General features: G+C 68.5%; 33 protein-coding genes. 16 read left to right on the top strand and 17 right to left on the bottom strand.

Annotation, left to right across the window (positions count from 1 at the left end; genetic code table 11):
- Nucleotides 1-2: 2 nt before the first annotated feature.
- Together ACIQWX_RS14100 and ACIQWX_RS14095 are read right to left on the bottom strand one after the other, a co-directional pair.
- A complete protein-coding gene (locus ACIQWX_RS14100) occupies nucleotides 3-221 on the bottom strand; it encodes a hypothetical protein (protein WP_400869300.1) in 219 nt (72 codons plus the stop codon).
- Nucleotides 222-377: 156 nt separating this feature from the next.
- Nucleotides 378-773 (bottom strand): STAS domain-containing protein, encoded by a 396-nt coding sequence (locus tag ACIQWX_RS14095; protein ID WP_400869298.1) that lies wholly within the window; start codon nucleotides 771-773, stop codon nucleotides 378-380.
- Between the two features lie 309 nt (nucleotides 774-1,082).
- Here ACIQWX_RS14095 and ACIQWX_RS14090 point away from each other — a divergent pair, with 309 nt between their 5' ends.
- The 4 genes from ACIQWX_RS14090 to ACIQWX_RS14075 all read left to right on the top strand — a co-directional run bounded on the left by ACIQWX_RS14090 (nucleotide 1,083) and on the right by ACIQWX_RS14075 (nucleotide 2,660).
- On the top strand, nucleotides 1,083-1,403 hold the full coding sequence (locus tag ACIQWX_RS14090; protein ID WP_400869296.1) for an ANTAR domain-containing protein: 321 nt from the start codon (nucleotides 1,083-1,085) through the stop codon (nucleotides 1,401-1,403).
- Between the two features lie 272 nt (nucleotides 1,404-1,675).
- Entirely contained in the window at nucleotides 1,676-2,017 is a 342-nt protein-coding gene (locus ACIQWX_RS14085; RefSeq protein ID WP_400869294.1) for an STAS domain-containing protein, read from the top strand.
- A gap of 317 nt (nucleotides 2,018-2,334) precedes the next feature.
- Nucleotides 2,335-2,466: a hypothetical protein gene (locus ACIQWX_RS14080; RefSeq protein WP_400869292.1), complete on the top strand. Its 132-nt coding sequence runs from the start codon at nucleotides 2,335-2,337 to the stop codon at nucleotides 2,464-2,466.
- Nucleotides 2,463-2,660 (top strand): histidine phosphatase family protein, encoded by a 198-nt coding sequence (locus ACIQWX_RS14075; protein ID WP_400869290.1) that lies wholly within the window; start codon nucleotides 2,463-2,465, stop codon nucleotides 2,658-2,660. The genes ACIQWX_RS14080 and ACIQWX_RS14075 overlap by 4 nt, the downstream gene beginning before the upstream one ends.
- A gap of 1 nt (nucleotide 2,661) precedes the next feature.
- Here the strand turns inward: ACIQWX_RS14075 and ACIQWX_RS14070 are convergent, their stop codons facing one another.
- Complete coding sequence (locus ACIQWX_RS14070; protein ID WP_400869288.1) at nucleotides 2,662-2,922, bottom strand: helix-turn-helix domain-containing protein; 261 nt, start codon at nucleotides 2,920-2,922, stop codon at nucleotides 2,662-2,664.
- Between the two features lie 89 nt (nucleotides 2,923-3,011).
- Between ACIQWX_RS14070 and ACIQWX_RS14065 the strand changes: the two genes are divergently transcribed.
- From ACIQWX_RS14065 to ACIQWX_RS14050, 4 genes are read left to right on the top strand one after another with little or no spacing between them, the layout of a single operon-like run.
- Nucleotides 3,012-3,380, top strand: a complete 369-nt coding sequence (locus tag ACIQWX_RS14065; RefSeq protein WP_400869286.1) for a hypothetical protein — start codon at nucleotides 3,012-3,014, stop codon at nucleotides 3,378-3,380.
- Nucleotides 3,377-4,561 (top strand): MFS transporter, encoded by a 1,185-nt coding sequence (locus ACIQWX_RS14060; RefSeq protein WP_400869284.1) that lies wholly within the window; start codon nucleotides 3,377-3,379, stop codon nucleotides 4,559-4,561. Before ACIQWX_RS14065 ends, ACIQWX_RS14060 begins: the two co-directional genes overlap by 4 nt.
- The gene (locus ACIQWX_RS14055; protein ID WP_400869282.1) at nucleotides 4,561-4,896 is read left to right on the top strand and encodes a hypothetical protein; all 336 of its coding nucleotides are present in this window, start codon (nucleotides 4,561-4,563) and stop codon (nucleotides 4,894-4,896) included. Before ACIQWX_RS14060 ends, ACIQWX_RS14055 begins: the two co-directional genes overlap by 1 nt.
- Before the next feature lie 42 nt (nucleotides 4,897-4,938).
- Complete coding sequence (locus tag ACIQWX_RS14050) at nucleotides 4,939-5,928, top strand: ABC transporter substrate-binding protein (RefSeq protein ID WP_400869280.1); 990 nt, start codon at nucleotides 4,939-4,941, stop codon at nucleotides 5,926-5,928.
- Nucleotides 5,929-6,487: 559 nt separating this feature from the next.
- On the opposite strand, the gene ACIQWX_RS14045 is transcribed toward ACIQWX_RS14050, so the two are convergent.
- Nucleotides 6,488-7,255, bottom strand: a complete 768-nt coding sequence (locus ACIQWX_RS14045) for a GntR family transcriptional regulator (RefSeq protein ID WP_400869278.1) — start codon at nucleotides 7,253-7,255, stop codon at nucleotides 6,488-6,490.
- A gap of 93 nt (nucleotides 7,256-7,348) precedes the next feature.
- On the opposite strand from ACIQWX_RS14045, the gene ACIQWX_RS14040 reads away from it, so the two are divergent.
- Complete coding sequence (locus ACIQWX_RS14040; protein ID WP_400869276.1) at nucleotides 7,349-8,236, top strand: RNA polymerase sigma factor; 888 nt, start codon at nucleotides 7,349-7,351, stop codon at nucleotides 8,234-8,236.
- A 303-nt stretch (nucleotides 8,237-8,539) separates the two neighbouring features.
- Here the strand turns inward: ACIQWX_RS14040 and ACIQWX_RS14035 are convergent, their stop codons facing one another.
- The 12 genes from ACIQWX_RS14035 to ACIQWX_RS13980 all read right to left on the bottom strand — a co-directional run bounded on the left by ACIQWX_RS14035 (nucleotide 8,540) and on the right by ACIQWX_RS13980 (nucleotide 19,194).
- A complete protein-coding gene (locus ACIQWX_RS14035; RefSeq protein ID WP_400869274.1) occupies nucleotides 8,540-9,064 on the bottom strand; it encodes a lantibiotic dehydratase in 525 nt (174 codons plus the stop codon).
- A gap of 150 nt (nucleotides 9,065-9,214) precedes the next feature.
- Nucleotides 9,215-10,426 carry a methyltransferase, FxLD system gene (fxlM, locus tag ACIQWX_RS14030; protein ID WP_400869272.1) on the bottom strand — a complete coding sequence of 404 codons (1,212 nt, stop codon included), beginning with the start codon at nucleotides 10,424-10,426 and terminating at the stop codon, nucleotides 9,215-9,217.
- Between the two features lie 523 nt (nucleotides 10,427-10,949).
- Entirely contained in the window at nucleotides 10,950-11,612 is a 663-nt protein-coding gene (locus ACIQWX_RS14025) for an HAD family hydrolase (RefSeq protein ID WP_400869270.1), read from the bottom strand.
- A 182-nt stretch (nucleotides 11,613-11,794) separates the two neighbouring features.
- Nucleotides 11,795-12,205: an Imm1 family immunity protein gene (locus tag ACIQWX_RS14020; protein ID WP_400869268.1), complete on the bottom strand. Its 411-nt coding sequence runs from the start codon at nucleotides 12,203-12,205 to the stop codon at nucleotides 11,795-11,797.
- Nucleotides 12,202-12,984: a DddA-like double-stranded DNA deaminase toxin gene (locus tag ACIQWX_RS14015; protein WP_400869267.1), complete on the bottom strand. Its 783-nt coding sequence runs from the start codon at nucleotides 12,982-12,984 to the stop codon at nucleotides 12,202-12,204. Before ACIQWX_RS14015 ends, ACIQWX_RS14020 begins: the two co-directional genes overlap by 4 nt.
- 164 nt (nucleotides 12,985-13,148) lie before the next feature.
- Nucleotides 13,149-14,168 carry a twin-arginine translocation signal domain-containing protein gene (locus ACIQWX_RS14010; RefSeq protein ID WP_400869265.1) on the bottom strand — a complete coding sequence of 340 codons (1,020 nt, stop codon included), beginning with the start codon at nucleotides 14,166-14,168 and terminating at the stop codon, nucleotides 13,149-13,151.
- Nucleotides 14,169-14,218: 50 nt separating this feature from the next.
- Nucleotides 14,219-15,274, bottom strand: coding sequence for an XRE family transcriptional regulator (locus ACIQWX_RS14005; RefSeq protein ID WP_400869263.1), 1,056 nt, complete (start codon nucleotides 15,272-15,274; stop codon nucleotides 14,219-14,221).
- Between the two features lie 177 nt (nucleotides 15,275-15,451).
- Complete coding sequence (locus tag ACIQWX_RS14000; protein ID WP_400869261.1) at nucleotides 15,452-15,913, bottom strand: NUDIX domain-containing protein; 462 nt, start codon at nucleotides 15,911-15,913, stop codon at nucleotides 15,452-15,454.
- Nucleotides 15,914-15,984: 71 nt separating this feature from the next.
- On the bottom strand, nucleotides 15,985-16,626 hold the full coding sequence (gene tmk, locus ACIQWX_RS13995) for a dTMP kinase (RefSeq protein WP_400869259.1): 642 nt from the start codon (nucleotides 16,624-16,626) through the stop codon (nucleotides 15,985-15,987).
- Nucleotides 16,623-18,086: a B12-binding domain-containing radical SAM protein gene (locus ACIQWX_RS13990; protein WP_400869257.1), complete on the bottom strand. Its 1,464-nt coding sequence runs from the start codon at nucleotides 18,084-18,086 to the stop codon at nucleotides 16,623-16,625. Before ACIQWX_RS13990 ends, tmk begins: the two co-directional genes overlap by 4 nt.
- Complete coding sequence (locus ACIQWX_RS13985) at nucleotides 18,064-18,882, bottom strand: hypothetical protein (protein WP_400869255.1); 819 nt, start codon at nucleotides 18,880-18,882, stop codon at nucleotides 18,064-18,066. The genes ACIQWX_RS13990 and ACIQWX_RS13985 overlap by 23 nt, the downstream gene beginning before the upstream one ends.
- A gap of 72 nt (nucleotides 18,883-18,954) precedes the next feature.
- Complete coding sequence (locus ACIQWX_RS13980) at nucleotides 18,955-19,194, bottom strand: hypothetical protein (RefSeq protein WP_400869253.1); 240 nt, start codon at nucleotides 19,192-19,194, stop codon at nucleotides 18,955-18,957.
- A 675-nt stretch (nucleotides 19,195-19,869) separates the two neighbouring features.
- Here ACIQWX_RS13980 and ACIQWX_RS13975 point away from each other — a divergent pair.
- The 3 genes from ACIQWX_RS13975 to cutA all read left to right on the top strand — a co-directional run bounded on the left by ACIQWX_RS13975 (nucleotide 19,870) and on the right by cutA (nucleotide 22,131).
- Nucleotides 19,870-21,348: a transcriptional regulator gene (locus tag ACIQWX_RS13975; protein WP_400869251.1), complete on the top strand. Its 1,479-nt coding sequence runs from the start codon at nucleotides 19,870-19,872 to the stop codon at nucleotides 21,346-21,348.
- Between the two features lie 13 nt (nucleotides 21,349-21,361).
- Nucleotides 21,362-21,733 carry a hypothetical protein gene (locus ACIQWX_RS13970; protein WP_400869249.1) on the top strand — a complete coding sequence of 124 codons (372 nt, stop codon included), beginning with the start codon at nucleotides 21,362-21,364 and terminating at the stop codon, nucleotides 21,731-21,733.
- 71 nt (nucleotides 21,734-21,804) lie between these two features.
- Nucleotides 21,805-22,131, top strand: a complete 327-nt coding sequence (gene cutA, locus ACIQWX_RS13965) for a divalent-cation tolerance protein CutA (RefSeq protein WP_400869247.1) — start codon at nucleotides 21,805-21,807, stop codon at nucleotides 22,129-22,131.
- A 163-nt stretch (nucleotides 22,132-22,294) separates the two neighbouring features.
- On the opposite strand, the gene ACIQWX_RS13960 is transcribed toward cutA, so the two are convergent.
- Nucleotides 22,295-23,485 (bottom strand): multiprotein-bridging factor 1 family protein, encoded by a 1,191-nt coding sequence (locus tag ACIQWX_RS13960; RefSeq protein ID WP_400869245.1) that lies wholly within the window; start codon nucleotides 23,483-23,485, stop codon nucleotides 22,295-22,297.
- An 843-nt stretch (nucleotides 23,486-24,328) separates the two neighbouring features.
- On the opposite strand from ACIQWX_RS13960, the gene ACIQWX_RS13955 reads away from it, so the two are divergent.
- From ACIQWX_RS13955 to ACIQWX_RS13940, 4 genes are read left to right on the top strand one after another with little or no spacing between them, the layout of a single operon-like run.
- Complete coding sequence (locus tag ACIQWX_RS13955) at nucleotides 24,329-24,520, top strand: hypothetical protein (protein ID WP_400869243.1); 192 nt, start codon at nucleotides 24,329-24,331, stop codon at nucleotides 24,518-24,520.
- The gene (locus tag ACIQWX_RS13950) at nucleotides 24,517-24,873 is read left to right on the top strand and encodes a hypothetical protein (RefSeq protein ID WP_400869241.1); all 357 of its coding nucleotides are present in this window, start codon (nucleotides 24,517-24,519) and stop codon (nucleotides 24,871-24,873) included. The genes ACIQWX_RS13955 and ACIQWX_RS13950 overlap by 4 nt, the downstream gene beginning before the upstream one ends.
- Nucleotides 24,870-25,280 carry a hypothetical protein gene (locus ACIQWX_RS13945; protein ID WP_400869239.1) on the top strand — a complete coding sequence of 137 codons (411 nt, stop codon included), beginning with the start codon at nucleotides 24,870-24,872 and terminating at the stop codon, nucleotides 25,278-25,280. The genes ACIQWX_RS13950 and ACIQWX_RS13945 overlap by 4 nt, the downstream gene beginning before the upstream one ends.
- Nucleotides 25,281-25,299: 19 nt before the next feature.
- Nucleotides 25,300-25,770, top strand: a complete 471-nt coding sequence (locus ACIQWX_RS13940; RefSeq protein WP_400869237.1) for a hypothetical protein — start codon at nucleotides 25,300-25,302, stop codon at nucleotides 25,768-25,770.
- Nucleotides 25,771-26,266: the final 496 nt, after the last annotated feature.

The raw sequence follows: 26,266 nt of genomic DNA, 5'->3' as shown, positions 1-26,266 counted from the left end.
GATCATCCACGAGTCCGTTCTTCCTGCCGGGCGGCGGGGTGGACGAGACCAGTAGTGACGTCGTAGACGAGGCCGGACACGGTGACCCCGTCCAGACGGGTCTCGGCGCGCAACACGCCGACGTCGTGGGCCACCGCGGCCCTCGGGTCGGTCACCGGCACGCCGGCGGTCGCCGCCGCGCTTCGTCGGAGCAGCCCGGCGAGCTGATCGGTGACGGTCAAATCCAGCTCGCCTGCCGGCGAAAGTCGTGCCGGGAACGATTGAGCACCCTCCTGGACTGGGTACGTCTCCAGTACTCGGGACGGGGTCTCGGGGACGGACGGCGGCCCGCCGGGATGACCGCCTCACACCGTCGGGGCGGTGTTGGGCTACGACGGTCATCGCAGCAGGCCGCCGTCATCACGCCCACCCTCCAGCGGCAGCGACTCCTCGAGCCCCGCCAGTACGATCTTCCTCCGGGCCACCGGGGAGGCAAACATCCGCAGCTGCACGTCGGCCAGCCGGCACGCCCGGGCGAAGATGACCAGCTGCCGGAGCGCCTCCATCGCCAGGTACGTGACCGCCGTCAGGTCGACGACCACGCAGCCGGCCTCACCAGCTGCGCGCTGCAACGCGGCGTCGGCCGCGGTCGTGAAACGATCGACCGCGGCCGCGTCGAGGGGCCCGCGGGCGGTCAGCGTCACGACCGCGGCGAGCGGGCCGGTGACGGTGAATCCCGCTGCCGGTTCCCCGACAGCGCCGCGCCCGGCGACATCAGCGTGCGTCGTGCTCATCCAGTGCACCCCGTTCTCGCCGACGTCGTCTGCTGACTACAGCGTCGCCAAGCACCTCGTCGTTACCGAGCCCCCTGCCGCACGGGGATCCGACTCGTATTCAGAGCCGAGGGGCGGAGGGAGTGCACAGACGGGCTGGATTCTCAACTCGCCCGGCCACCACGAGCCGCATACCCGCCGCTTAGTGGAGCAGTCCGGGTATCGCTTGCTCAACGTTCCGCCCTCCGCAGACCCTGAACACCACGGCAAATCGATCCATATTCGCTACGCTGTGGTGCGTCGACGGGTTGGATGTTGTGAAATAAGCAGGTGACGTGGAGATCGCCGGAGAGCACCGCCGACGAGGTCGGCCAATTGCGGGACGCCCTGGAGACCCAGCCGATCATCGAGCAGGCCAAAGGGATGGTGATGCTGGTGCGCGGCTGCTCGGCTGCAGCAGCCTTCGCGGCGCTGCGTGAAGTCTCCCAGCGCACCAACGTCAAGCTTCACGACGTCGCGACCGTCGTGGTCGCGGCCGGCAGCCGGACCGAACACCATGACCTGAATGCGGACACCACCGACACGGTCCTTGCCGAGGTCCGGCGGCGTGTACTGGGCTCGGCCTTCGACCGGCACGCCAGGACTGATTGAGTTCCCGAGCCGGTGGGCAGTATGAGGTTGGCCCGGACGGCACCTCGCTCCGGGCCGCAGCGTCGCGCGCACCGTCAAGGCTCGCGACGCAGCGGTTGAGACCACCAGCCGCCCCCGAACCCGGTTCGGCCTGCCCACCGGCAAGCCGGCAGCGCGGGAGGCACGGAGCGCAAGTCTCCCGCATCGACGAGAGGTCACCTATGCCCGGCATCGTCACCATCAGCGACCACCGCGACATCGAGACGGGTCACCGCGCACGCACACACATCACCGTGACCACCACAGCGGACGCTGCGACGGTGACGGTCTCCGGCGATCTCGACCTGGCCACCACACCGGGCCTGCGAGACCGGCTGGACGTCGAGCTGAAGTCACGACCCTCCGCGCTGATCATCGACCTCGAAGGGGTCGGCTTCTGCTCCTCCGGCGGCCTGTCCGCCCTGCTCGAAGCCGCCACCAACGCCCACGCCCGCGGGATCCCCTGCGCGATCATCGCGACCCAGCGCGCGGTGATCCGCCCGATCAAACTGCTGCAACTCGACCGCGTCCTGCCCCTCCACGCCGACCGCGCCGAGGCCGAAACCTGGCTCGGACTGGTGGCTCGTCTGCGCTGAGCCCGGCAAAGGAACACACTCCGTCAGAAGGCCGGAGAAGCTCACCCTGACTGCCTACCCGTTCAACCGGTTTGGGCTCACCGTTATCGCCGCGGTTGGTGTCGGAGGCCCGACCCAGAACGAGCTATAGCAGCTCGTCGAGGATCACGGACGACATTTCGGCCTCTACGAACCTGGTCTCGACGCGACCGTCTGGCAGCAACCACGATCGCCACCGTCCTGTACGCCGCCGGCAAGCTCGGCGCCGACCTCACCGGGCGCCGCGTGATCTTGCTGGGGCTCGGGCCGATCGGACTGCTCACCACCCACGCCGTCACGTGGACAAACTGGGTCTGCTGCTGACCCACCACCTCGCGATCACCGACGCAGCCTCGGCCTACCGGCTCTACGACCGGCCCGCCGCAGACCGGCTCAAGGTCATCCTCACTGCGGATTGGAGCCGGTCATGACCGCCCGCCTGATGTTCATCCGGCACGGAGAGACCGACGCCAACGCAGCCGCGCTGCTCAAGGGCCGCTCCGACTCCCGCCTGCTGCCCGAATCCCCGCACCACGCCACCGCCCTCGGCGAATCCCTGACGATGGCCGGGCCGTTCGCGGCCTACAGCAGCCGACCACGCTGCACCCTGCCGCCGCCCGGTTGAGTTAGCCGTTGCTGCGCAGGCGGTCATCCAGCAGATCAGCGGCGTGCATGTTCAGCGCGATGGCGAGGCGCCACAGGGTCTCCAGGGAAATGTTGCCCCCGTGCTCCGCCCTGCTGATGTTGCCCCGATCCACCCCGCTGAGCGCAGCAAGCTCGATCTGGGTCAGATCCGCCCGTCGGCGGGCAGCCCGCAGGCGCAAGCCGGTCGCCGCGAGGTGTTGCTCGAGCTTGTGATCGGGCGGGCCGTCGTCGCGCTGGTTCATCGCCCGAGGACCTTACCGGGACGGCCGATCATCCCCGACTTTGTCGAATATCTTGCACAAAATGTCGAAGATAACCTACATTCGATCAGGTGACACCTTCACCACCTGCCGCTACACCCGCGTTGCTGAGTGACTGGCTCGACCTCAGCGTCCGGGTCGAGCGCCGCGGCCCGCTGGCTGTAGCCACGGACTCCACGCGCGCCGGCATCGAGGTGCGGCCCGGTGTCCGCCTCATCGGTCACGGTCGTGTCGTCGCAGTCCTCGACGGACGCGACCTCGTCGACCTCCTTGTCGAAGGTCCCCGCGCCCTGCGGTCCCTCATCGACGCCTTCTCCGCCGAGTGGAACGCGCACTCGCCGATGGGTGACTGGTGCCGCGAGTGCGCCAAGCCCGTGCCGTGTCCGACCCGGATACGGCTGGCCAGCCTGCCGGTGGAGGACCCCGGCGGTGTGGCGTGATCACCGCTCACGTCCCCCGCGCCGCGATCGTCAGTCCGGTCGCCGCCGGCCTCACCGTCGCCGTCCTCGCGCTCAACCTCAGGCCCGCCGTCACCAGCATGGGAACGCTGCTGAGCCACATCGAGACCGCGGCCGGCCTGTCCCCAGCCCTGGCCGCCACGCTGGTGGCGCTACCGACCTGGGCGTTCGCACTCGGAGGAGTGACGGCGTGGCGGCTGCGGGCCCGGTTCGGGATCCGCGCCGTGGTGTCCAGCGCCCTCGGCGTCCTCGCCGTCTCGCTGATCGCACGGACCCTGCCCGGCGACATCACGATCGTCGCCGGCACCACCGCGGCGTGCCTGGCGATCGCGGTCCTCGGCGCGCTGTTGCCGGTCATCGTCAGCACGGCCACCCCCGGCTCCGCGGCCTGCTACACCGCCTGCCTCGGCGCCGGGTCCGCGGTCGGGGCGCTGCTGACGCCGACCGGGGTGGCGTGGCAGCTCGGGCTTGGTTGCTGGGCGCTGCTCGCGGCGGTCGGTCTCCTCGCCTGGCAGGGCAGCAGTCGCCACCTGTCCGTCCCAGCCGGGGCCGTCCCGGCGGTGCGCGTCAGCCCTCGGGCGCTGACCCCGCGCGGCACCATCGCCACCCTGACTGTCCACTTCGGATTGTTGTCGGCGGTGACGTTCCTGTTGATGGGTCGGCTGCCGACGATCCTGCACGCCGCCGGTCTCACCCCGGCTGCGGCCGGGCACCACTTCGCCGCGGTCATGGTGCTGGGCGTTCCGGTGTCCCTCGCGGTCCCGTTCCTCGCCCGCCGCGTCCCGCACACTCCGCTCGCCGTCGGGTTCGCTGGATCCAGCATCGCCGGGGTCACCGGGCTGATGATCAGCCCCGCCAGCGTCACGTGGCTCTGGACCGGGCTGCTCGGCGTCGGCCTCGGCGCGCTCGCGCTCGCCCTGGTCGACCTCAACCGCCGCACCGCGGGCGACCCGGACACCACCGCCGCGCTGTCGTCGGTCGTGCAGGGCATCGGCTACGCCCTCGCCGGCGTCCTCGCCCTCGGCCTCGGCCTGCTCGAAACCGCCACCGGCACCTGGACCTGGAGCTTGTTCGCGCTCGTCGTTGCCCTCGTCGGCCAGGCCCTCACCGCAACCACCATCGGCGACGTCCGCGCCGCCTCGACCTCGCCGGAGGTCCCCTGATGAGCGAAATCGACCTCTACTGGACCGTCCGCGCGGACGGCGGCCTCAAGGCCGGGCAGCTGGTCGAAGCGGCCCGCAACACCAGCCCCGCCGTGCTCGAGGTCATCCGCGGCTGGGTCGAACAGCTCGACGCCCAAGCCGTCCTCCGTACACCCACCGCGATCGCCGTCGACGGCGACACCGCGACCATCCGGCAACCCCGCCAGCCCGAGCCCGAACTGACGCTCGGTGCCGGGGACTGGATCGTCCACGCCTCCGGCCGGCTGCTCGTCGTCGTCGACGACGACGACGCCTTCCACGCCGACTTCAGCACCAGGCCGCGCGCCCATGCCTGATCACCGCCTCCCCCTCCCCGCCACCCTCGAAGGAGCACACGCGTGCGCAACGCCAAACGTACCGCCCTCACCACGGCCGTGGCGGCCGCGCTGGCCCTGACCTCCAGCTGCAGCGCTCTCGGTGGGGACAAGCCCACCGCTGTAGCGGGCAGCCAGCTGGAGACCTCCGGACTCACAGTCTCGATCATCAGCACCGTCGACCTCGCCCCGCTCTGGGCCGCCCAGGACGCCGGCTACTTCGCCGCCGAGGGCCTCAACGTCAAGATCGACATCGCGGACTCCGGCGCCAAGACCATGACGAAGGTCATCGCCGGCGACGCCAACATCGCCCTGACCACCTGGACATTGCTGTTCGTAGCTCAGTCCGAGGGCGGCGCCGACTTCCGGCTGGTCGCCGACGCCACCACGGCCACCCCGAAGAGCAACAAGATCGTCACCGTTCCCACCTCGCCGGTGAAACACGTCGAAGACCTGCCCGGCAAGCGGATCGCATACACCAGCAAGAACGCCGCCTCCGACGTCCTGACGCAGTCGGTGATGCGCGACCGCGGCCTCGACAGGTCCACGGTCACATGGGTTCCGGTGCCGCTGCCGAACATGGCCGCCGCGCTGCAGCAGGGCAAAGTCGACGCCGCGTACATGCCCGAGCCGTTCGTCACCGACGCCGCCAACACGGTCGGCGCCATCCCGATCGTCGACATCGGCAGCGGCTCCACCCTGGACTTCCCGCTCACCGGCTACGCCACCACCGCCACGTGGGCGCAGGCCAACCCCAAGACGATTGCCGCGTTCCAACGCGCACTGATCCGGGGCACCGCCGCCGTCCGCGACGACCGCGGTCTGCTCGAACGCCTGATCGTCAAGTACGCCAAAGTCAGCGAAACCACCGCGAAGCTGATGGAACTCCCCGGCTACGGCGCGCAGCTCGACGCCCGCCGCCTGCAACGGGTGCCGGACACCCTGCACGACCTCGGCATCATCCCGTCCACCGTCGACGCCAGCCGCATGATCGTCCACCAGCCCACCAGCTGACCAGCGCCGCCAGACCAACGGCCCACGACGCCATCCCCGTCGTGGGCCGTTCCCGTCTCCACGACCAGCGCCAGATCGCCGACCAGCCACACCCCGGTCGCGGCTCCACAGCCGACCATCGCGGAGACGGGCTGCCACACCTCCGTGTTCCGGTCGGCACTCGACAACTCCGTAGACGTGACCTGCCGACGTCCTAGCTCGGCACGTCACGGGCCTCGACGACCGCTGTGAGCAGGAAGGCGAGACCCCGGCGTCGGCGAACAAGGTCTTCAAGAAATTCTTCTGCGCCGCCGGGTCGTGCCGCGCGCGCGACGCCCGCAACATCGCGTCCCGCAGGTCCCTCAGGCGCGCCTCAAGGTCGCCGACCTCCGGCTCGCGGTGTTCGGGGAGGATTCGGAACACGTTCATACCCAACAAGACGATCCAGGGCCCCTCAATGCGCGCCCGGGTTCGTTTATCACCCTCTCGGGGCAACGCCCGTGATCAGCCGGTCGCCGGCGGCGCGACGTGTCCTGTTCCGCGCAGGTGGTCGCTGCGCGCAGGCGCGACTGCCAAGGGGTCAGCGGCCGGGAGGCTCGGTCGTCGCGCGCTGCAGCGGATAGCCGATCTCGTAGCGGTCGGCACGCAACACCATCTCGTTGACCTCACACACCCGCCCCGCGTCACTGCGCGTGATCCGCAGCAGCCGCAGCACCGGCGTGCCGGGTGCCAGCGTCCACAGTGCGCGCTCGCGCGCCGAGGGCGGGCGTGCGCCGAGACGCTCCTCCCACGCCAGGGGGCCGAGACCGTGATCTTCCATTCGGTCGTAAATTCCGCCTGGGCCGGTGTCGGCGGCGCCGAGAACGGGGAGCTCGTCGACCAGCCACGGCGGCAAGTAGCTGAGGGACACGTGGTGGGCCTCGCCCGTCTGGGCATCGCCCATCACCCGGTCGCGGACGACGACAGCCTGCCCGTGCTCGGTCTCCAGCAGGCCGGCGAGATCGGTCGGCGGCAGCGCGGATCGCACCGTCGGCTTCTCGACCGCGTCCCAGCTCTGCGCCGTCAGGTCGAAGAAGTAGCCGCGCTCGTCACGGAAGATTCTGCGCTCACGCACGATCAGCTCCCGCGCCGGCGCAGCCCGCACGACCGTGCCGCGTCGACGTACCGGCTCGGCCAAGCCTTCCTCGGCCAGTACCCGAATGGCGTTCTGCACCGTCTGCTTCGACACCCCGTAGCGCTGGGTGAGGTCAGTCAGGGTGGGCAGCGTGCTCCCGGGCGGGTACGTGCCGTCGACGATGCCGTTGCGCAGCTCCTGCGCGATCGCCGTGTATGCCGGCGTCTCGGCCACCCGTACCGCCCCTTTCGCAAGCCTCAATTGTACTAGGACTATTGCGCCGCAGGTAGAGGCATGTCATCCTCAAAGTACTAGTACTAACTCTGGGTGTTCGCCCGGACGGATCCGCGCAGTCATGTCTTTTACCACGCCACAGGGGAGTCAGCCGTGTCCAGCGCCGTATTGACCGCCGATGCCTCAGCCGAAGCTCCGACCCAGCAGAACCGTCCCGGATTCCGCGCTCCCTTCCGGTGCCGCCCTGTCGCGAAACTCGACGACGCCGAGCTGCTCGCGCGCGTCCGCGCCGGCCACACCGAGGACTACGGCGTGCTGTTCGAGCGCCATCACACCGCCGCCCGGGCCCACGCCCGCCAGCTGACCACATCCAGCCTGGAGGCTGACGACCTGGTCGCCGAGGCGTTCGCGAAGACCCTCAAGATCATCTACGGCGGCGGCGGCCCCACCCGCTCGTTCCGCGCCTACCTGTTCACGGCGCTGCGGCACATCGCCTACACCGAAACCCGCCGCGCCCGCAGGCTCGTGCTCACCGACAGCGTCGAGGCCACCGCGATCGACGGCGACGTTCCCCACGTGATCACCCAACCGTTCCAGGACACCCCTGTAGCCCGCCTCGAGCGCACCCTGGCCGCACTTGCCTTCGCTCGCCTGCCCTGCCGCTGGCAGGAAGTACTGTGGCGCACCGAAATCCGGGGACTGACGACGGCGTCGGTCGCGGCAGGCATGCACATGTCACCGAACGCGGTTTCCGCCTTGGCGTACCGGGCCCGGGAAGGTCTGCGGCAGGCGTACCTCCAGGCGCACGTCGCCGAAGACGCCCGACGCTCAGACGCGTGCCGACTGTCGATCGAAAGGCTCGGCGCGTGGACCCGCGGAGCGCTCAACAAGCGCGAGACCACCCAGGTCGACGACCACCTCGCCAACTGGCGCCACTGCCGCGCCGTCGCCACCGAACTTCGCCACGAACTTCCCGCATGACGCGAACCTCTTACGGCAGCAAAGGGCCCAGCAGACGTTGACCTGCCAACACGCCTGCCGTGTCCAGACGACGGCGTCGCGCCGACGACTACCTGCCTCCTGGACACGTGACCAACGCAACCGCGGACGACAGCGCGCGGTAGGCGAGACCCGCATCCGCGCTGCCACAAGGGAACTGGGAAAGTCATGGCCAGTGACGCGTGCGGGCTCGTCGAGCCGAAATCCGCGGACATTCGCGCTGGTCCGCTTTCTCGGCCGGGTGCGGTCCCCGTCGGTGCGGCTACCCGCGCCGAAGCAGGCCGGTCACAAAGTCTGACAGGTCAGTCCATCGGGCCGGGCGCCGTCCGACGCCACGAAGTCGTGCAGGGCCTGGCGAACTACCGCCAAGTCGATGAACGGAATCGGTCGCCGAGCGGTCTCCACGGCCAGGCGCACCGGCCGGGTTAGGTCGATCTCAATGTCCCACAGGTGATCGTCGGTAGCTGCACCGTCTTCGGCGCCGGCGCCCGGCAAGATCCACGAACAGCCGCGGGCGAATCCGATGCTGTTGGTGACCACGTCGACGGTCCGCAGCACCTCCGGCCGTTCGATGCGCTTGACCTGCTCGTCCACAAACGCACCGTCCGGCCGCAACACCGTCCGATGCGTGCCGCTCCAGCTGACCGACGCGCGGGCACGGATGTCCAGGGGCGCCACGCCGGCGAACAAGCCGAACGGCGTCGCTGGGCTAGTCCAGCGCAGCAGATACCGGGCGACCGTCTCGACCAGCCGCCGCGCCCGCCGCACCGACTCGCACGCCAGCGCCGGCTCGGCGATCCGCTGCTTCACCTAGGTCGCCAATTCGGCGGAGGCGCCCCTCACCGCAGCGGCGAACCCTGGCAAACTCCGAGGGGTCCATCCGAATGTCCTTTCTCCAGAGGGATTTCCTTGCTTCCCTGCCGCGATATCGTTGACAGGGACGTGTTCCCGAGAGGATCGCTACTGAGTCGGCCACGTGAACACCACGCGGCTGTGGCGCTTGTCGAGCACCAGTCCTTCCGGCAGCTCGGTGTCGGGCGTGCCGATCGGGAAGACGTGCAGAATCGGAGCCGGGCGCCCGGCCCGATCCCAAGCCCGCATCTGCTCGGCCATCTCCTCGGCCGCTCGCGCACCGTCCGGCCCGTGGGCGTAGGCGACGTACTCGAATTCTGCGTCGGCGACCTTGCGGAGTCTGCCCCGGTAGGCCAGCGTCGCCTCGTGCACCGCGGCGGGAGTCCCGTATTGCCAGGACGGATCGACCAGACCGCTCTCGACGGCGCTGGTCTGGGCAATCATCACAGCGAATCCGGACAGGTGGCTGGCCAGCCACAGGTCGAGATCGGACGAGTGCCGGCCGCAGGTGACGATCACGCCTGAGCGTGCGTGGTGACGCGGTGAGGAGAACACGCCCTGCACGAGGGCGCCGTCGACGTCCTGGCGCTCGTCGGTGAGCCACAGGTTGACGCCGTCTCCAAGCGGGACTTCCCGACCTTTGCTGGCACCGGCGCCCCGCATCGGCACGAATCCGCACGAGAGATTGCTGCGGCTGACCAGGTGGTCCCCGGTGCGCTGCAGCGTCCAGGAGCGGGTCATGCCCAGCGTGCGCAGCGGGACGACGAGGGTTCCGTCGTCGGTCAGCTGGCTGAACCAGGCCGGCGGAATGTCCCACGCCCCGACGGTCACGGTGATCAGGTCGTAGCGGCGGCCGGGCTCGATCTCGAACTCGGCGTCGGCGCACACGACCGTGACATCGTGGTAGCCCGCCGCGTCCAGGCATTCCCGTGCCCGGTCGGTGACGTCCGGGTCGATGTCCACGGTGGTGACCGACCCGTCCGGCCCGGCAATCTCGCGCAGCAGCGCCGCGTTGTACCCGCCACTGCCGATCTCGAGGATATGGCGGCCGGTGGCTTGCCCAAGCATGTCTGCGATGAGGTGCGGCGCGGACACCGAGCTGATGTTCACGCCGTCCTCGCGCCGCTTGGTGACCACCGCGGTGTTCCCGTACGCCTCCTCCAGCGAGACGCCGGGGATGAACAGTTCACGCGGCACGGTTCGCAGCGCCCGTTCGGCCTCGGCGGGCAGCGTCAGACCCCGCGCTATGCGTCCGTCGATGAGCTTGTCGACCAGGTTGTTGCGGAGTTCCTGTGCTCGCGTGGTGTTTTCTACGTTCAAGAGATACGTGCCTCCCAGGCTTGTGCGGTGTCAGCAATCGGTGACAGACAGCGATCTTCAGTATGCCGGTCGTAACTATCGCGCCGTCAAGCCGACGTGGTCGGCGGACAGGTTCAAGGGCCGGAGGGCATGGCGTCCGGCTTTCCGGTCGCCGTCGACGGGGCGTTTGAGGATGCATGACACCGATGTCGCCGGACCGCTACTCCGCCGCCCAGCGCGCACTCATTGGTCGCCCCGGCCAATCCTGGCGACCGACACTGGCGAGCAGAGCACCGAGCAGGCCATCTCGGCCGAGTGGAGTCCGGGTCAACGCCCTGGCGAATCCTCCGTGCCAACCTTGGCAGATGGCGACCGCGCCCTCGACACCGTTCGGCAGGCATGTGATCTAGTCGGTCAGTTTCCGTATGGCGCGGCGCTGCGGCGGGTGCCCGCCGTTCGTGCAGCTCTCACCGGCACACCTTTCGTTGCCGAGTTGGACGAGCGAGTCATGGCCTTGATTGACAGTCCGGTCAGCGAAACTTGATTAACTGTTCTCAGCGTTGTGGGCGGCGACTCGTGCGGGCAGCTCCGCCAATCCGGACAGGTGGAAGAGGCAATGCCGGTCAACCTCAGGCATGTCGAGGATGTGACCCCACGGTCCACGCCGGACGCGCGCGGTCAGAATGCCGGCCTCCTGCGCAGGACGGACGTCGTTGTCCAGCCGATCGCCGACGTACAAGACCGAACTGGCTGCGACTCCGGCCTCTTCGATAACCCGATCGAAGAATCCGGATGACGGCTTCTCCACGCCCCAACCGTCGGAGGTACCGATTACGTCGACAGGTAGTGCCAGCTCTTTGAGGATCTCCTCTGCTCGTGCGGTTTGGTTTCCACCCAGGCCGACTCGAATACCGGAGTCCTTCAGCTGGCGTAGGCACGGCCGTACGTCGCTGTAAAGGTTCTCCTCAGCGAAGCTTTCAGGCTGCCCGGCGGCGGCACGTCGCTCTCGCTCCACTGCCAGATCGAACCCAGGCTTGAAAACCTGGAAGGTCTCTCGGTAGTCCTTACCTTGAGCAATCACGGCGCCAAAGACTGCGGAGAACGTGTGACGCGGGACGCCGAGCCAGTCAGCCCACGTCCCGTATTCACGGGTTTCGTCGACCAGCACTTCACCCACATCGAAGAAGACAGCTTCGATTCTAGCCACGGGAAGATCCTCCTGCTGTGCATCTCGGTCACCGTCATGGTGCCCAACGCGCAAGAGACCAGCCCGGACGCTCACCGGACGGGCCGTGGACCGTACCTCGTGACTATCTTGCCCACTTGACGGCGAGCACCGACGCAGCCGGGAGCAACCGCACCGTCCCGCCGGGCTACCCCGAATAGCTGTCAGAGGGGACCGTCTTGCTCCGTCCAGGCCACCTGAGAGGGACGAGCGCCGCCCGACGCCAGGAACTCGTGAGCGGCCTTCCTAGCCACCTCTACGGGGATCTCGGCATCCGCCGGGTACTCCCGGGGGTTGTTCATGTAGTAGTACAGAACCTCCCCGTCGATCGAAGGTGCGAACGTGCCGCCTTTCGAATACGCCCCGTTCGGCGCGTCGTCGCCGACGTAGCGCAGGCTCGCCCAGTCCCCGTGCAAGCCCACTTCAAGCCAAGATTTTTCCGGGTCTCCGTCGGTGAATAGCTCGGCGAGGGTCGGCCCGTCCGTGGCGGCCACGGCGTCCAGAACGCGGTCAAGTTCCGCCGGGGTAGTGACCCTGGTCGCGCCTGCGTCGCGCTCGTACCAAGCTTCGATCATGAAGTCTTCCGCCTGCCTAAGTAGGTCGAACCGGTCGGCTGGCCGTCCGGCATGGTTCCGTACACCGTGAGCGTGCTGCCCTCGGGCAGGATTTTAGGTAACAGCGTGTCGCATCCGAACGGCCCTTGGCACACCTGGTTGTTGACGGCAACTGTCGCGTGCTTGATGCCGTTGTTGCTCATGTGAACGGCGAGCTTCACTTCAACGTCAGCAGTGGTGTTCGGCATTCGGCGCGCACCCTGGCTCGTGAAGAACTCGACGGCGGCGGTTTCCATTTCGTCTCGCCCGCTCTTGATGTGTCCGGCGGGGCCGTTGCCCGATCCGGCGACCCACTGGCCGTGTGTTTTCGTGCCGTCTCGCGGCTGAACGGGCGGCGGGAGTGCTCGTCTAAGTGCGGCTACTCGCGCTTCCGGCACGGGGGTGGGTGCCGTGCTCGCGGGCGTTGTGGTGTGCACTCCAGGCCGGCCGCCGTCCGGTCTGCCCTGGGTATGGGGGTTGCCCTGTGCTCCGGTCGGGCTCTGTCCCTTGCCGATGCGGTCCAGATACCTGCGGAGCCCTTCGGCGGTCGCCCCGATGGCCTGCGCCTGTCGCTCGACCTCGGCCCCCGCCAGGAGGTACACGCCCGGCAGGTCGGCAATAGCGCTTCCGACAGTCTGCTGGGCCACGGTGGCGGCTGTGTCGGCGAAGCCCTGCGCCGCGTGTAGCGCCGTCTGCCGGGCAGTGTCGATGGCCGCGATACCCGCGCTCACAGCGTCGGCGACGTCGTCTAGGTCGCTCACGGGCAAGACCGCAGGAACAACTAATTTACTCCGTGCCCGCAGCGGTCAGCGGCACGCGCGCAAGCTCCCGCCACTCGTACCGCTTCTGATCCTGGTTCAGCTCGATCAGGCTCACTGCCTGGACCGGAAGCGGGTACACTCGATCAGACAGCCCGGCTCTGGGGTTAGGCCGGTACATGGACCCGGGCGGCGAGATCGCGGATTCCCGGCACAGCTGCTCGATTCTGGTCCAGCAGCGCATCGACGATGGTGCGGACGGCTGCCCGCGTGTGCACCTCGCCTGGCGCGCGGCGTTCGGCGGCCAGCAACGTGCTGTACGCCGGTCCGTGTTGACCGAGCTGCAGCTGGACCGCGGCCAAGTCGACCAAGTAGCGCCCCTCCCGCTCGACGTCAGGGAACCGCACCCCCTGGGCCGCACGAGCATGCTGCAGCGCAGCCCCCGGCTCACCCAGCACTTGCTCCACTGAGACGCGATGGCTCAACAGGTTCGCCCGCGCCCGCGCGGACCCGACACCGTCGAGCCGATTCGCGGTCGCCGCGGCCTCCGTCAGCAGGTCTCGGGCTCGGGCGCCGTCGCCCGCTCGGGCTGCGGAGTATCCGCCGGTGCACAGCAAGCTGGCGTGCAGCAAAAGATGGCGCGGGTCCCGACCATCGAGCGTCAGTCGCTCCGCTGCCTGTACAACGAGGGCGCCGGCCCGATCGTGGTCCCCGGCGCGGCGGCACACTCCGGAGAGCATGCGCTCGGCTTCGGCGAGAATGAGCGGCTGACCTGCTGCCTCCGCGGCCCGAACGGCGCGGTCGGCGCTGATCCACTCCAGTCCCGCAGGACGGAGCTTGACCAGCGCGCGGGTGACCAGCGTGTACACCTGGGCCGTAGCGCTGGCGTCCTGGACAGCCTCGGCGGCGCGGACCAACGCCGGCAGCTGGTCGGCCAGCGCCAGGAAGTCAGACCTGCCGAACGCTGCACGCGCCCCCGCGAGTACGCGGGTCAGACCGGCAGTCGGCAACGCCGGACCTGTCGCGGCCCGGGCGCCGATGAGGACGTCGGACAGCCGGGCGGTGAGCACGACGGCTGGGTCCGGCCCCACTGCGGACGTGGACGTCGCGGCCTCCGCGGCCGGGGCGCCGGTGACAGCGGCGCCGATGGCAACGCCACCGGCCTTTAAGAAGCTGCGTCGGCGCACGTCGTCCTCCTCCGGGGCGAGCTTGCTACCAGTCCGTCGGCACAGCTGGGTCAGATACCGGCGTGAGCGGCCAGCACCGGAAAGGCGGCGGGAGTCCGGCCCGGAGCGTCGCGCATAGTGATGATCAAGCCTCTGACCGAGGGCCGCTGGAGTTCCTGAGGTGCGCAGGTGAACGCTGCGGTCAGGGCGTCAGCAGCATGGTCGAGGTTGCCATGGTCCTTCCATGCCCGCGCGCCGTCGACGTAGGCACGCGCCCGACGTTCGGCAGTCGGCAGCCGGGCCGGGTCCACCGACTCGAAATAGCTCAGAGCTCGAGCGAAGTCACCGAGGGCGGTGTGCACGCCGATCCGGTAGACCGCGACCGTCGTCGTGCTGAACTGGGCGTTGCCGGTCCCGCCTGCGGTGCCGGGTAGCCGCCGTGCAGCGTTTTCGGCTTCCTCGATGAGCCCGATGGCTTGAGCGGTGTTGCCGTTCTGGGCGGCGGAGTAGCTCGCGGTGCACAGCAACGACCCGTAGGTCGCCAGCACCGGCGCCTGCGGATCGCCGTGGTCGGCGCCGAGGTCGAGCGCGGTCTTGGTGAGCATGGTGATCGCGCCGTTCAGCCCGGCTTCGCGGTCGAGACGCTCGGTCGCGCCGAGGGCGTCGCGGCGCATCGCGATGGCCATGGCTCGCGAGCTCGCCGCGATCGTCAGCAGGTCCCCGCTGGCTTCGGCCGCGGTGTGGGACCGGTCGGCGGCGACCCGTGCGACGGTGTCGCGGTGCCCCTTGGTCGCCAGCTCGGAGCCGAGCAGGTAGGCCCGCGCCAGCGTCGCCGACATCCGGTCCCGTAGCTGGCCCGAGGCGGCGTCGCGGCTGGCGTGGGCGGCGGCAATCAGCCGGGGAAGCGCGCCGGTGAGCTCGCTGTACTCGCAGCGTTCGAAGGCCGCCTGTGCCTGGGCCAGGGCCTGCTGCAGGGTTGCCAGCGGCACGGGTGCGGCCGGCAGCTGCGACTTCGCCAGCAATAGCGCTTCCAGCGACTCCTCGCCGGTGGCCGCGCGGGCGGTGCCGGGCAGCGCGCCGGCGATCGAGAAGCCGACCAGCCCTGCGAGTACCTGTCGTCGCCGCATCGCCTCGTCACCGTCCTGTCCGCCGGAGGTTATTGCACCGACAGTAACCGGCCAAACACCTCGCGCGTCTCTGCCGCGCCGCTGTCTGCTGAGGCCAGCCCGAACAGATGCAGCGGGATCTCACGAACTTCGGGCAGGTTCCGCAGGCAGTGAACGTCGACCGGCTAGCGAAGCCGATCAAGCAAGTACGGAATGCGGGTGGTTGACCCAGCCGAGCAGGCCGAACGGGACACCGTCGAGATAGCCGCGGATGCCGGCGAGCGGGTACGGGATCACGTCGTCGGGCAGGTTGTCGAGCGGGAACCATTCGACGGCCGAGCACTTGTCGGGCTCGCGGTTGTACGGCTCCCCGGACCAACGGCGAGCCTCGAAGAACACGCCGAGCCGCGGCACTGGGCCGGATCCCGCGACGTGCAACGTGTGCACGTAACGCAGGTCGGCCGGGTCGATGAGCACGCCTACTTCTTCGCCACCCTCGCGCGCCGCACCGGCAGGCAGGGACTCGTTGGCGTCGAGCTTGCCGGATGGGAGGTGCCACTTACCATCGCCATACGGTCCGCGGCGCTGGATGAGCAGTAGATCATCGCCGCGAACGAGCAGAACGTGCACGTCAATGATGGTGTGCTGGCCGTTGGGCATCCGGCGAGATCCTCACGGGTGGCGGGCGCTGAACCTGCGAGCCCGCCCGCGCCGGCGGGCTCGCAGGCAGGCTACGCCGTGGCCACCTCGGCGGCGGGACCCTCCACCAACTCGGCGATTCGATCCGTGAGGTAGCTCGCGACCGCCGCCGGTGAGGCACCGGCGGTGTCCACGGCGAGCACGGGATACCGCCACCGCGCTAGCCGCTCCGCAGCCTTCTCGTACAGCTCGCACTCGCGCCGGCTGCTGTCCTCCCCGGTGTGGAACCGGTCGTGCGCGCCCCGGGCGGCGACTCGGGCCGCCGTCACCTCCGGCGGTGCTTGCAAGATGACGGCGAGGTCGGGCACGTCGGCCGCCGCGTTGATCGCCTCGACGAATGGCAGCGGTACGCCGTCCATGCATTGCAGCACGTAGGACGAGGCGACGTAGCGGTCGCAGACGACGATGGCCCCCGCGGCGAGGTGCGGCCGCACCTCCTGCTCGAGGTGGTGATATCGGTCGGCGGCGACCAGGCAGGCGAGCGTGTGTCCGCGATATGTGTCGGTGTTGCGCCGAGCCGTCTCGCCGAGCACGCCGTGCGACGGCTGAGTCGTAGCGTGCACCTGATACCCGCGTCGGCCGAGGTACTCGCGCAGCAGGCGGGTGGTGGTGGTCTTGCCGACGCCGGCCGGGCCGTCGATGGTGACGAACGCCCCGCGGTTCCATCGCCTCACGCGGCCGCCTTCCGGTCGAACTGCGCGCGGGTAAGCGTGACCAGGCTGCGCCGGACGTAGTCGATCGGTGCCTCGCTCAACTGGATGTTGACGGAGAAATTGAACTCGTCGCGCTCGCGCATCGACTCGTCGACACCGCCGGAGGTGAGGTCCACGGCACTGTAGTTGAGCAGCTGCTCGGCGGTGTATCGGCCGGACTTCATCAGCTCAACCCAGTCGGGCGTACCCGGGTACGGGCGGTACTCGAAGGCCGACGCACGGAACCGGCCGGGCAGGCCGTCGGTGATGTCCCACAGGTCATGCACGAGCCGCACGGTGTCGTCGATCTCGGCGCACGTCTCCGTCGGAAACCCGACGATGAAATACCCCTTTACGTTGATCCCCCGCTCGGCGAGCCGGCGCACCACCGACCGCGCCATGTCCGGGGTGATGCGCTTGTCGATCCGCTCGAGCACCCGTGCGTTGCCAGACTCGACGCCGAGCGCGACCTCGCGCAGCCCGTTCGCGACGAGGATGTCGAGCATGGCGTCGCTCGTCCGGTTCAGCACGTTGATTCGCCCCGTGGCGTCCCACCGGGCCCAGTCACCGACCTGGGCGGCGGTGAACGCCGTCATCATCGTCTTGATGACGCGAGGGACGCCGAGAAACAGGTCGTCGACGAACCGGAAGGCGCTCACACCCGCGCCGCGAAGCTCGTCCATTTCGCTGAGGATGTTGTGCGGCTCCCGTGTGCGGATGGTGATATCGAGGTTCGCCGAGACGGCGGCGCCGCAGAACGAGCAGTCGTAGGGGCAGCCGCGGGCGCCGACCATGTTCGCCTCGAGCCGGCCGGCGTCGTGGTGCGGGTCCTGCGCCAGGTAGCCGCGGTCGACGAACGGCAAGCCGTTGATGTCCGGTGCGAGGTAGTGCCCGTTCTTCGCCCCCATCCCGCCCGTGACCGGGGTGTGCATGATCGGGTCGAGCCACATCACCCCGGGCAGCTCGGTCCGTCGTCCGTGGTCGTTGAGCAGGGCCGCGACGCGTGTTTCGCCTTCGCCGATCACCAGCGCTTCGCACTGGCTCATCCGATGGTCGCGCAGGATTTCGGCCGGCATCGCTTTCGCCTGGTGCCCGCCGAGCATGAGCATGATGTCGCGGTCGAGCCGCTCGGCGATCCGGGCACTGATTTCGTACGTCGGGGCCAGCAGGTTGAACCCGACCCACCGCGGCGCGGCCGCGTTCACCAGGCGGGCGGTCTGTTCGACGCCGAGCCCGTGTGCCTCGGCGTCGAGCACGCCGACGTTGAAGCCTTTCGCGGCCGCGTAGGTGGCGATGTAGGCCATGCCGAGCACCGGCAATGTGAAGTCGTTCACCCGCGGGCGCTCGTCGTAGTCGCGCAACGGCGCGTTGACGAACAGGGCATCGATCCCGCGCGTCAGGTCGGCACCGGCGATCAGGTCAGAGGGCAACTCCCGTTGCATGTCGAACTCCCCAAGCGAGGGTGAGCAGCGTCCATTCGGACAACTGCGCGCCGGCCATCGCTTGCCACACCCGCCCGAACTCAGGTTCGGGTTTCGGCCAGTCGACCGAAGGGGCGAGCTTGCCCGCCCAGGTGCGCACGGCGAGGTCGGCGAAGGGATAGAGGCTGTAGTCGTTGGTGACGTCGGCGACCGTCGCGCCAGCCGTCCATGGGCCGATCCGGCGAATGCTCTGCACCGCGTCGACGAGTTGGTCGCCGGTCATGTCGGCCCAGTCGCTGGCTGCTGTGAGCGCTGCGTCGGCGGCGGTGCGCAGACCGTCACGGAAGAACTTCATGCGCAGGGCATCGAACGCCTCATCAGGCAGTTCAAGCACCACCTCGGGTGCGGGAAACGACCACGCCAGGCCGGCGCCGGTGTCGTACCGCTGGCCGTGGGTCTCGCAGAATCGGCGGTAGTTGTCCCTCGCTGTCGCGGCCTTGATCACCTGTCGGGTGATCGCGGTGCCGAGCGCTTCCCACACGTCTGCGGTCCGTACGCGCGCGATCGGGCCGTCGGCCTGCAGCGGAGCGCACACGGTCGGGTCGCCGGTCAGGTTCGTCGGGTCGATCGTGTCCACGATCGGTGCGCTGTCGGTGCTGCCGGCCAGGCGAGCGATGTCGACGGTATGACCGCCCTCGGGCGCAGGCGAGCAGATCACTGACCAGACAGCGTTGGCCGAACGGAGGACGCGCCGTGCCCGGCCGCCGGTTCCGCGGAGCCATCCGGGGTGGTCGAGCATCATGGTCGGATACGCCACGTTCGGCCTTTCTCGCTTCGGGTCGGGACATTCTCGCGGGAGGTGATCGCGCCCTCTGGGCCCAGGTGCGTCTCATCGGCCCGCCCTCACGGGCGTGGCGCGGTGCCGGTGGATTGACGTGGTTTTGTCACCGATGCGCTGGACGAACACCATCGCCGGCTCCGTCACAGCGGACGATGCATGACGGCTGCGAGTCGAGAAGGTCAAGCGCTTGAGGTTTGCCCGCGCGGCACGTCCGAGCAGCGTCGCGACCGTCAAGATCGCCATCGTGACTGCGACAGCTACCGCGTAGCCGACGACGAACTCGCTCACCGTGACCATCCGTCCACGCGATCCGCCGACGGGCACGAAACAGATGCCAGCGGGCTCGGAACTGCGTCAGGATCGGGCAGGTTTTGAGCGTGGGGTCGGACAGCGGCGCCGTCCCACCAAGGCTGCGAGAGCATCAGAAGCCCTCTCGCAGCCGGTGCGCCTGAATTGCCGGGGCACACGGCCACGCGTGCCCACACTGGCCGTGGCCGCTCGCACCAGGCCCGTGCCGCTGCAGGGCCACAATGATCATCGAGTACAACTGGACAGGCTCAGGCTCTCGTGGTGCGGTCAGACGTTCGGGTGGCTGCCCACGACGACCGCGCCGGACCGCCGGGACTGGCGCCGCCAGCCGCCGGGTGTGGTGGATAACGCGAGTGGTGGTCATGTCGTCCCGTTTCCTCATGGGCTCTGGAGGCACCCCGGCGGCCGGGACCACGTCGAACACGGGCGAAGCGGGACCGCGCCGCGGTGGGGACGTCCGGCGTCGCCTGGTGCAAGCGGTACAACCGGCCGCCGGGGGTGCCTGCTGACCAGCCTGGGCCACGGCGCGGGCGAAGATCATGACGAGACCTGCGTGATGGGTATGCGTCCGATGCATAGCCGCTACGCCCCGGAGCGCATACAGTGATCGCCGTCATACCGACAGTCAGCCGACCTATGTTGAGGTCCTGCGAGATGAGCGTTTCCCGCACCGCCCGCTACTGCCGCTGTGGTGCGCGCCTGGCTCAGGACAATCCCAGGTCGCTGTGCGACCCGTGTCGTCGGAGGTCGCTGAACACCCTGGTCAGCGCGCCAGAAGTGCCGCCGAGCTTCTGGGACACCGAAGAGCTGCGGGACGCGTTGTCCGCTCGGCACATGGGCCGGGTCGTCCACGCCTACCGGCGCAATCCCTGGCATCGGCAGCCGCTGCCGCAGAGGGTGGTCGCCGGCTGGGTCGGCCTCATGCAGACGCAGCTCAGCCGCATCGAGAACGGCGCGCCGACCCAAGACCTCGCCAAGCTCATACAGTGGGCACGTGTTCTCCGAATTCCGACCGCACTGCTGTGGTTCGACGTTCCGGGTGCCTCGCAGCCCGATCGCCATGCCGCACCTGAGTCGGCTGAGGCCGCACAGCAGGCAAGACCGGTGGACGCCATGAACCGTCGCGAGCTCCTGCGGCTGATCTCCATGACCGGGGCGCTGCTGGCCGTCCCCGGACTCGACGAGCAAGTCGACCTGGAGCGCCTCGAGCACGCCGCCGCGATCGGCCGGACCGACCTGGCGGCAGCGGCCGAACACGAGCGATTGAACACTCAACTATGGCAGGTGTTCTCCCGCACCACGTCCAAACAGACAACCCTGCCCGCCGTGCGCACGCAGCTCGGCATCCTCAAAACCGCACTCCAGCACCCGCAAACCTCCGCCGTGCGGCACAAGCTCTGCACGGCAACCGCTGATCTCTTCCAGCTCAGCGGCGAAATCTTCTTCGACGGCGACCAGTACACCGACGCCGCCCAGTGCTATGCCCTCGCCGTCAGCGCCGCCAAAGAGGCCAACGCCTACGATCTGTTGGCCTGCGCGATGACCCGGCACGCCTTCATCGGCGTCTACGAGCGCCAGTTCGAACAAGCCGCACCGCTGCTCGCCGGCGCCGCCACGGTGGCCCTGCGCGGCAATTCGCGGCTGTCCACCCGGCACTGGGTAGCCGCCGTCCAGGCACAAGCACATGCCGGTCTCGGCGACCTGGCCGCCTGCGAGCGTGCACTCGCCAAGGCCGAGGACGTCGCCAACCTCGATGGTCCGGTGCACACCGGCGGCTGGTTGCGCTTCGAAGGCTCCCGCCTGGCCGAGGAGCGCGGCGCCTGCTACGTCGAACTCGGACGCCCGGACCTCGCCGAAGCCACCTTGACCAACGCCCTCTACCGGGACCTTTCTCCTCGTCGGCGAGGCAGTGTCCTGACGGACTTGGCCACGATCGGCGCACAGCGACGCGACACCCACCAGCTCGTCACCTACGGCAACGCCGCACTCGACGTCGCCCGGCAGACCGGATCAGCTGGGTACGTCGGCCGCAAGCTCGCCGCGCTACGCCCGCAGCTGGCACCGTTTCGTGCCGATACCCACGTCCGCCACCTTGAGCAGGAAATCAGCCGACTCAAGACCGTCCCCGTCTGAGAGGGAGTTCTCGTTGTCCGAAGAGCACGGCCGCATCTTCCGCGAAGCCTGGATCGCGGGCGTCACCAAGCACTACCCCGGCGAACCCAAACCCAGCTACATCACACCCTGGGAAGAGACCCCCGTCTGGGAACGCCAGAGTGCCGCAGCGGTCTACGACCAGGTGGCCGCCTTCATCGAAGTAACCGCCGGCGCGGCAGCAAAGCTGACCCGCGAACAGAAAGGCCGATTCGTCAGCCTGTGCTGGACCGGCCAGATCTACAAACACATACCCGAGCCGAAACCAGCCTATATTGCCGACTGGGACCAGCTGCCGGATTGGCAGAAGGAGACAGACACCGAAATATTTGAACGAATTGAGCAATCGAGCGCGAAAACTCACTAATTCGTCAAGGCAACTCCATTGTCTGATCGCAGCGCGTGCCCGCCAACGCGATCCATCTCTAGGCTGGTTGTATGGCTGCTTACCTCCTTGTGACCACGACCACTCCCGACCGCGCGTCCGGCGCGAAGATCGCCGGATCGGCGGTGGCCGCGCGCTTGGCCGCAACCGCGCAGGTCACCGGCCCTGTAGCGTCGTTCTTCTGGCACCTCGGCGAGCAGGGCGAGGGCGAAGAGTGGAACGTGACGTTCAAGACCACCGACACCCGCTACGCCGAACTCGAAGCGCACATCGTCGAGCAGCACCCATGGAACAAACCCGAGGTGACCGCCGTCGAGCTTGTGCGCGGCTCCGCCGGCTACCTGCAATGGGTCGAGGAGTCGACGAGCGCCGAGGCTTAGGCACCCAGCTTGGTCAGCAGCTCGCCTACTGATGGCGTCGATCGGTACCGCGTCAGCTGACGGGCCACTGCCTGGATGCGGACTGCCGGGCGTACGAGCTGACTCCCGCAGCCAGGTCGTTAGCGCGAGTCAAAGTCGCAACGGCCTGCTCGATGCGCTGAAACTACAGCTGCACGCCAGACCAGCGAGCGAATCCGGCCAGAGAGTCAGTGGTCTGACGATCGGCGGCCGCGAGAGCAAGCACGGTCTCACGGACTGAGGGATGGTAGCGGGTCGCGTTCGGAGCAACTCGGCGAGCGGCGTTGAGCTCCTCGAGCGCTTGCCCCCGGTCGCCGTGCAGCATCCACGCGCGCGCCATATCAATGTGGTGGTGCCCCACGCGTTCCGGACGTCGTGGATCTGTCACGCGGACGGATGAGGCTCGACGGACCGCTTCCGCGCCGTCGTAGTGCTCGACCGGAGCCGCGCACCAGTGCACCGTGATGTTCGTCTCGCTCGCATCAACGCCGTAGTACGGCACCGCGGGCGGCTGAAATTCCTTCGCGATCGCGCGTGCCTCATCCAGGTATCCGTCGGCCTCTGCTCCGTCGCCGGCGCGTGCTGCGAGGATCGATGATCGAAGGTCCAGCTGGACTGCGACGGCGCGGTCGACGGCGCTAGTAGCGACGTGCTGGCGAGCACGGTCAAGTAAGCGGAGTCCGGCGCGGTACTCGCCATGCTGCAGGTAACGGGTACTTCGGTGGTACGCGCTAATCGCGATGCGCAGTGGGTCGCCGGTGCGGTCGGCAATCTGAACGTGCCGCTCCGACGCGATTGCGGCCAGGTCGGCTTGACGGAACCGGCCGCTCACAGTGGCGGCCATGCGGTAAGCGTCGTGCAGCGCGCCTCGTGCGAGCTCGCCCTCGTGGCCGGGTTGGTCAGCAAGAACGTACAGGTGGTGCAGCAAGGCGGGCAACTGCTGGGCGACCGCGACGTGGTTAAGCCCCAACACCTTGTCGGAGGCCGCAGCAAGCCTGGCGGTGATCGTCGCCAGATCGAGCGGTTCCCCCTCGGGCTGGGGATCGTCGTAGGCGTCGAGCGCCCTCCGAAGGTCAGCGACGCCAGCGGCTTCGGGACTTGGTTCGTCGATCACCTTTTCCAAGCCATACAGAGTGGCCGTACGCAGGCCGAGCGCCTTGGCTGCGTTGGCGACAAAGGCGGCCGATGGAGGCACGCTGCCCTGCTCAACTTTCTTGATCAGGGACACCGAGAAGTGCGTCGACTGCGAGAGCTGTTGCTGCGTCATGCCAGCCAGCTTGCGGGCAGCCTTCAGGCGGTCGCCGACGTTGTCACCGGATAGTTCGGTCACGGCCATGGGTGTCACCTGCTCTCGTTTGTTCCCGTTTGCTGCTGCTTACCACCAGCGTACGGCGTTGTCCCTTTATTGTCCCTCGCCGCCGTCCGTCGCACTTAGCGTCACACACGTGACGGCGCGTAACGATCAGATGCCTTCCGTCCACGGAGGCAACCAGGGCGACCGGCAGTCTGCTGACATCCGGCCCGACGATGAAACCGTCCTCTCCGCGCCATCACGCTCAGAATCCGCCACCAGCTTCGCAACCGTGGGCGAGTTTGGCGACGTACGCATCTCCGGCACTGGCTACGGCGCCAAAGGGGCCAACGTGCTGGTCAGGAGCACAACGCAACGCGTTCGGAGCACCTCCGGCGACCGAGTTGTCATGTTGGTGAAGCTCGATGACCCGGCGCTTCAGCTACTCGACCCGGCGTACGCCGACACGTCGACCAACTGTACGGCCCACCGACGCGAGCATGCCGGTCACCAGTCATCCGTGCGCCATCGGCAGCGGGACCGGAGGGGTGACGAAATCGAAAACAGGTCCCATCACCAGGTCGCCGGCTGGGGTGCGGGCGTAGGGGTGCACCAGACGGAACTGGTGGCAGCCGCAGCAGCTGATTCGGGGAGAGACTCTCCTCTATCGAGTGACCACTCGTTCAATGCTGGCAACCTGCCTGTCCATCAGCGAATTACCCGCGAGTTGCGCCGAAGTATCCCCCAGCGATTGAGCGAGGTCAGCCCAGGCCCAGCCGCGTCCTTCGGGCGGTCGGCAAAGCAGTGCAGCGCTGGATTCCCGATCAGTCATGGTCACGGCGACCGGCCTCGCTGCTGTAAGCGTGCCACGAAGGCGAGGAGCACAGGATGACAGTGGACTTTGAATCGCTGGCAACGCTGCTGCCGATCACTTTCGCCGCCCTGTTCGCCATCGCTTTCACCGTCGGGCTGACCCAGCAATGGGCCACCGGCCGAAAGCAGCAGGCGCCCGTGAAGGGCAGGCGGAACGCTGCTCCCCGCGGTGCGCGGCTTCACCGCTCGGGACGTGATCGGCGATGACCACGCCCATCACGAGCCCGTTCGCGTTCCTCTGGGAGGAGCCGGCCATCGAGCCGTTCACGACCCTGCTGAAACGCCGCTGGGAATATCTCCCCGTCTTTGGCGCCGACGGCCTCCTGGAGCGGTTCACAGGCTCGTTCACGTGGGACGTGGACGGCTACGTCGACGCACTCTGCGTCAAAAGCGAAACCGATGCCGCCGCCCTCCGCGTGGACCACGCCGGCGGGAAGGTCTGGGAACGCGACGGGCATGCCCTCGACGTCCTGCACCAGCTCGTCGACCTGCCCGCTCCCAGTTCCCCGCTCGCGCCCCGCCTTGTGATTGGCTCCGCTCCGCGGATGTGGACGCCATGAAGTCCCTCTGGGCGCGGCGACGCGCGCGACGGCAGCTCGCCATCGCCCGCGCACAACGAGAGCTCGTCGCACTGCCCGACATCGACTGGCACAACCCAGAGGCCGAGGAGAAGGCTCGCCAGAAGCTCCACGACGTCGCAGCAGCCATCGACGGTGCGCTGCGAACGGTCCGCGCAAGCTCGGACGAGGCGCGCGCACTCAAGTACGCCCAGGCGTGGATGACCGCATGGCTGCAGGGCTGGGGACACCAGAACCTCATCCCCGCAACCCACGCAGCCTCGATGTACCAGCGTCTTGTGGACGCCATGCACGCAGCTTCTCGCCGGTTGGCGCCCGACGAGCACGCCGAGACGCCGCCTGATCCTGACGAACCGCCAACCAGACCGCTGGACCACACCGATGACTGACGCCCAACAGCGACCGCCCGTGTTCGACAAGCCAGGCACGCCGCCGATCACACTGCTCGCCCTGATCACCGACGCCTACACCGACGCGCTGATGCGACTGGCCTACGCCGAACGTGACCAGCACGACTGGACGTCCTACCGGAAACTCGGCCATGACCTGATCGGGGTCGGAGCACGGGTCATCATGCACGCCTACGCCCGTCGCGAGCCGGCTACCGATGACCCGCGCGCCGTCGCGGAGGAAGCGGTCCGGGAGTTGCAAACCACGCTGCGTCTCGCCGAGCGGATAGCGGGCAACCCGGTGAGCGCGGACGCGGTGGCCCGGGAAGTCGGAGCGTTCGCCGAGGACTGCGCCCAGACCGCCACGCAGCTGTACCGCATCTCCGCCGGACTGTCCCCGACAGCGATCGCCGACATCAACCCGCTCGGGCAGCACCACGCCACCGACGCCGAGAACGGCACCGGGCATCCGGGCGATGAACACCGGTGAACAACAACGCAAGCCGCGAGCAGGCCGAACACCGATGCTCCCGTGACGGGCGATCTGTGCACTCATCCAGCCGGCCGACCGCGACCGTCCTGCGATCACCCTCCACCAACCACCCACGCATCCACGCCCTCCACGGCCCCACGTTCGACGCCACCGGCGTGTGCGCACCCGCATGCAGCTCCGCCGACTCCCGCCGCGACGTGATCGCAGCGGCACAGTCACGCAACCCGCACTACCGCGCCACCTCCGCCGCAGTCACCTGTGAGAAACCTCAATGCAGCGACGCGACCGCCTGCACCGCCGAGAACGCGACCAGGCATCCGGGGCCGCCATGCCCGTGACCGACGGCGCCCGCCCGCAGACCTACTGGTGGAGCACCGCCCGCCCGCGGCCGCTGCACGACTACCTCGACTCGCGCACCCCGACCGCGCGGATACGGCACTGGCCCACCCGTGATCCCGACGCACCCCACACCATCCACCCCCTGCAACAGGCC

Origin of the sequence: Amycolatopsis sp. NPDC098790, assembly GCF_044759945.1 — a bacterium.
Taxonomy (GTDB): domain Bacteria; phylum Actinomycetota; class Actinomycetes; order Mycobacteriales; family Pseudonocardiaceae; genus Amycolatopsis.
This window is presented reverse-complemented; position numbering and strand designations above follow the sequence as displayed.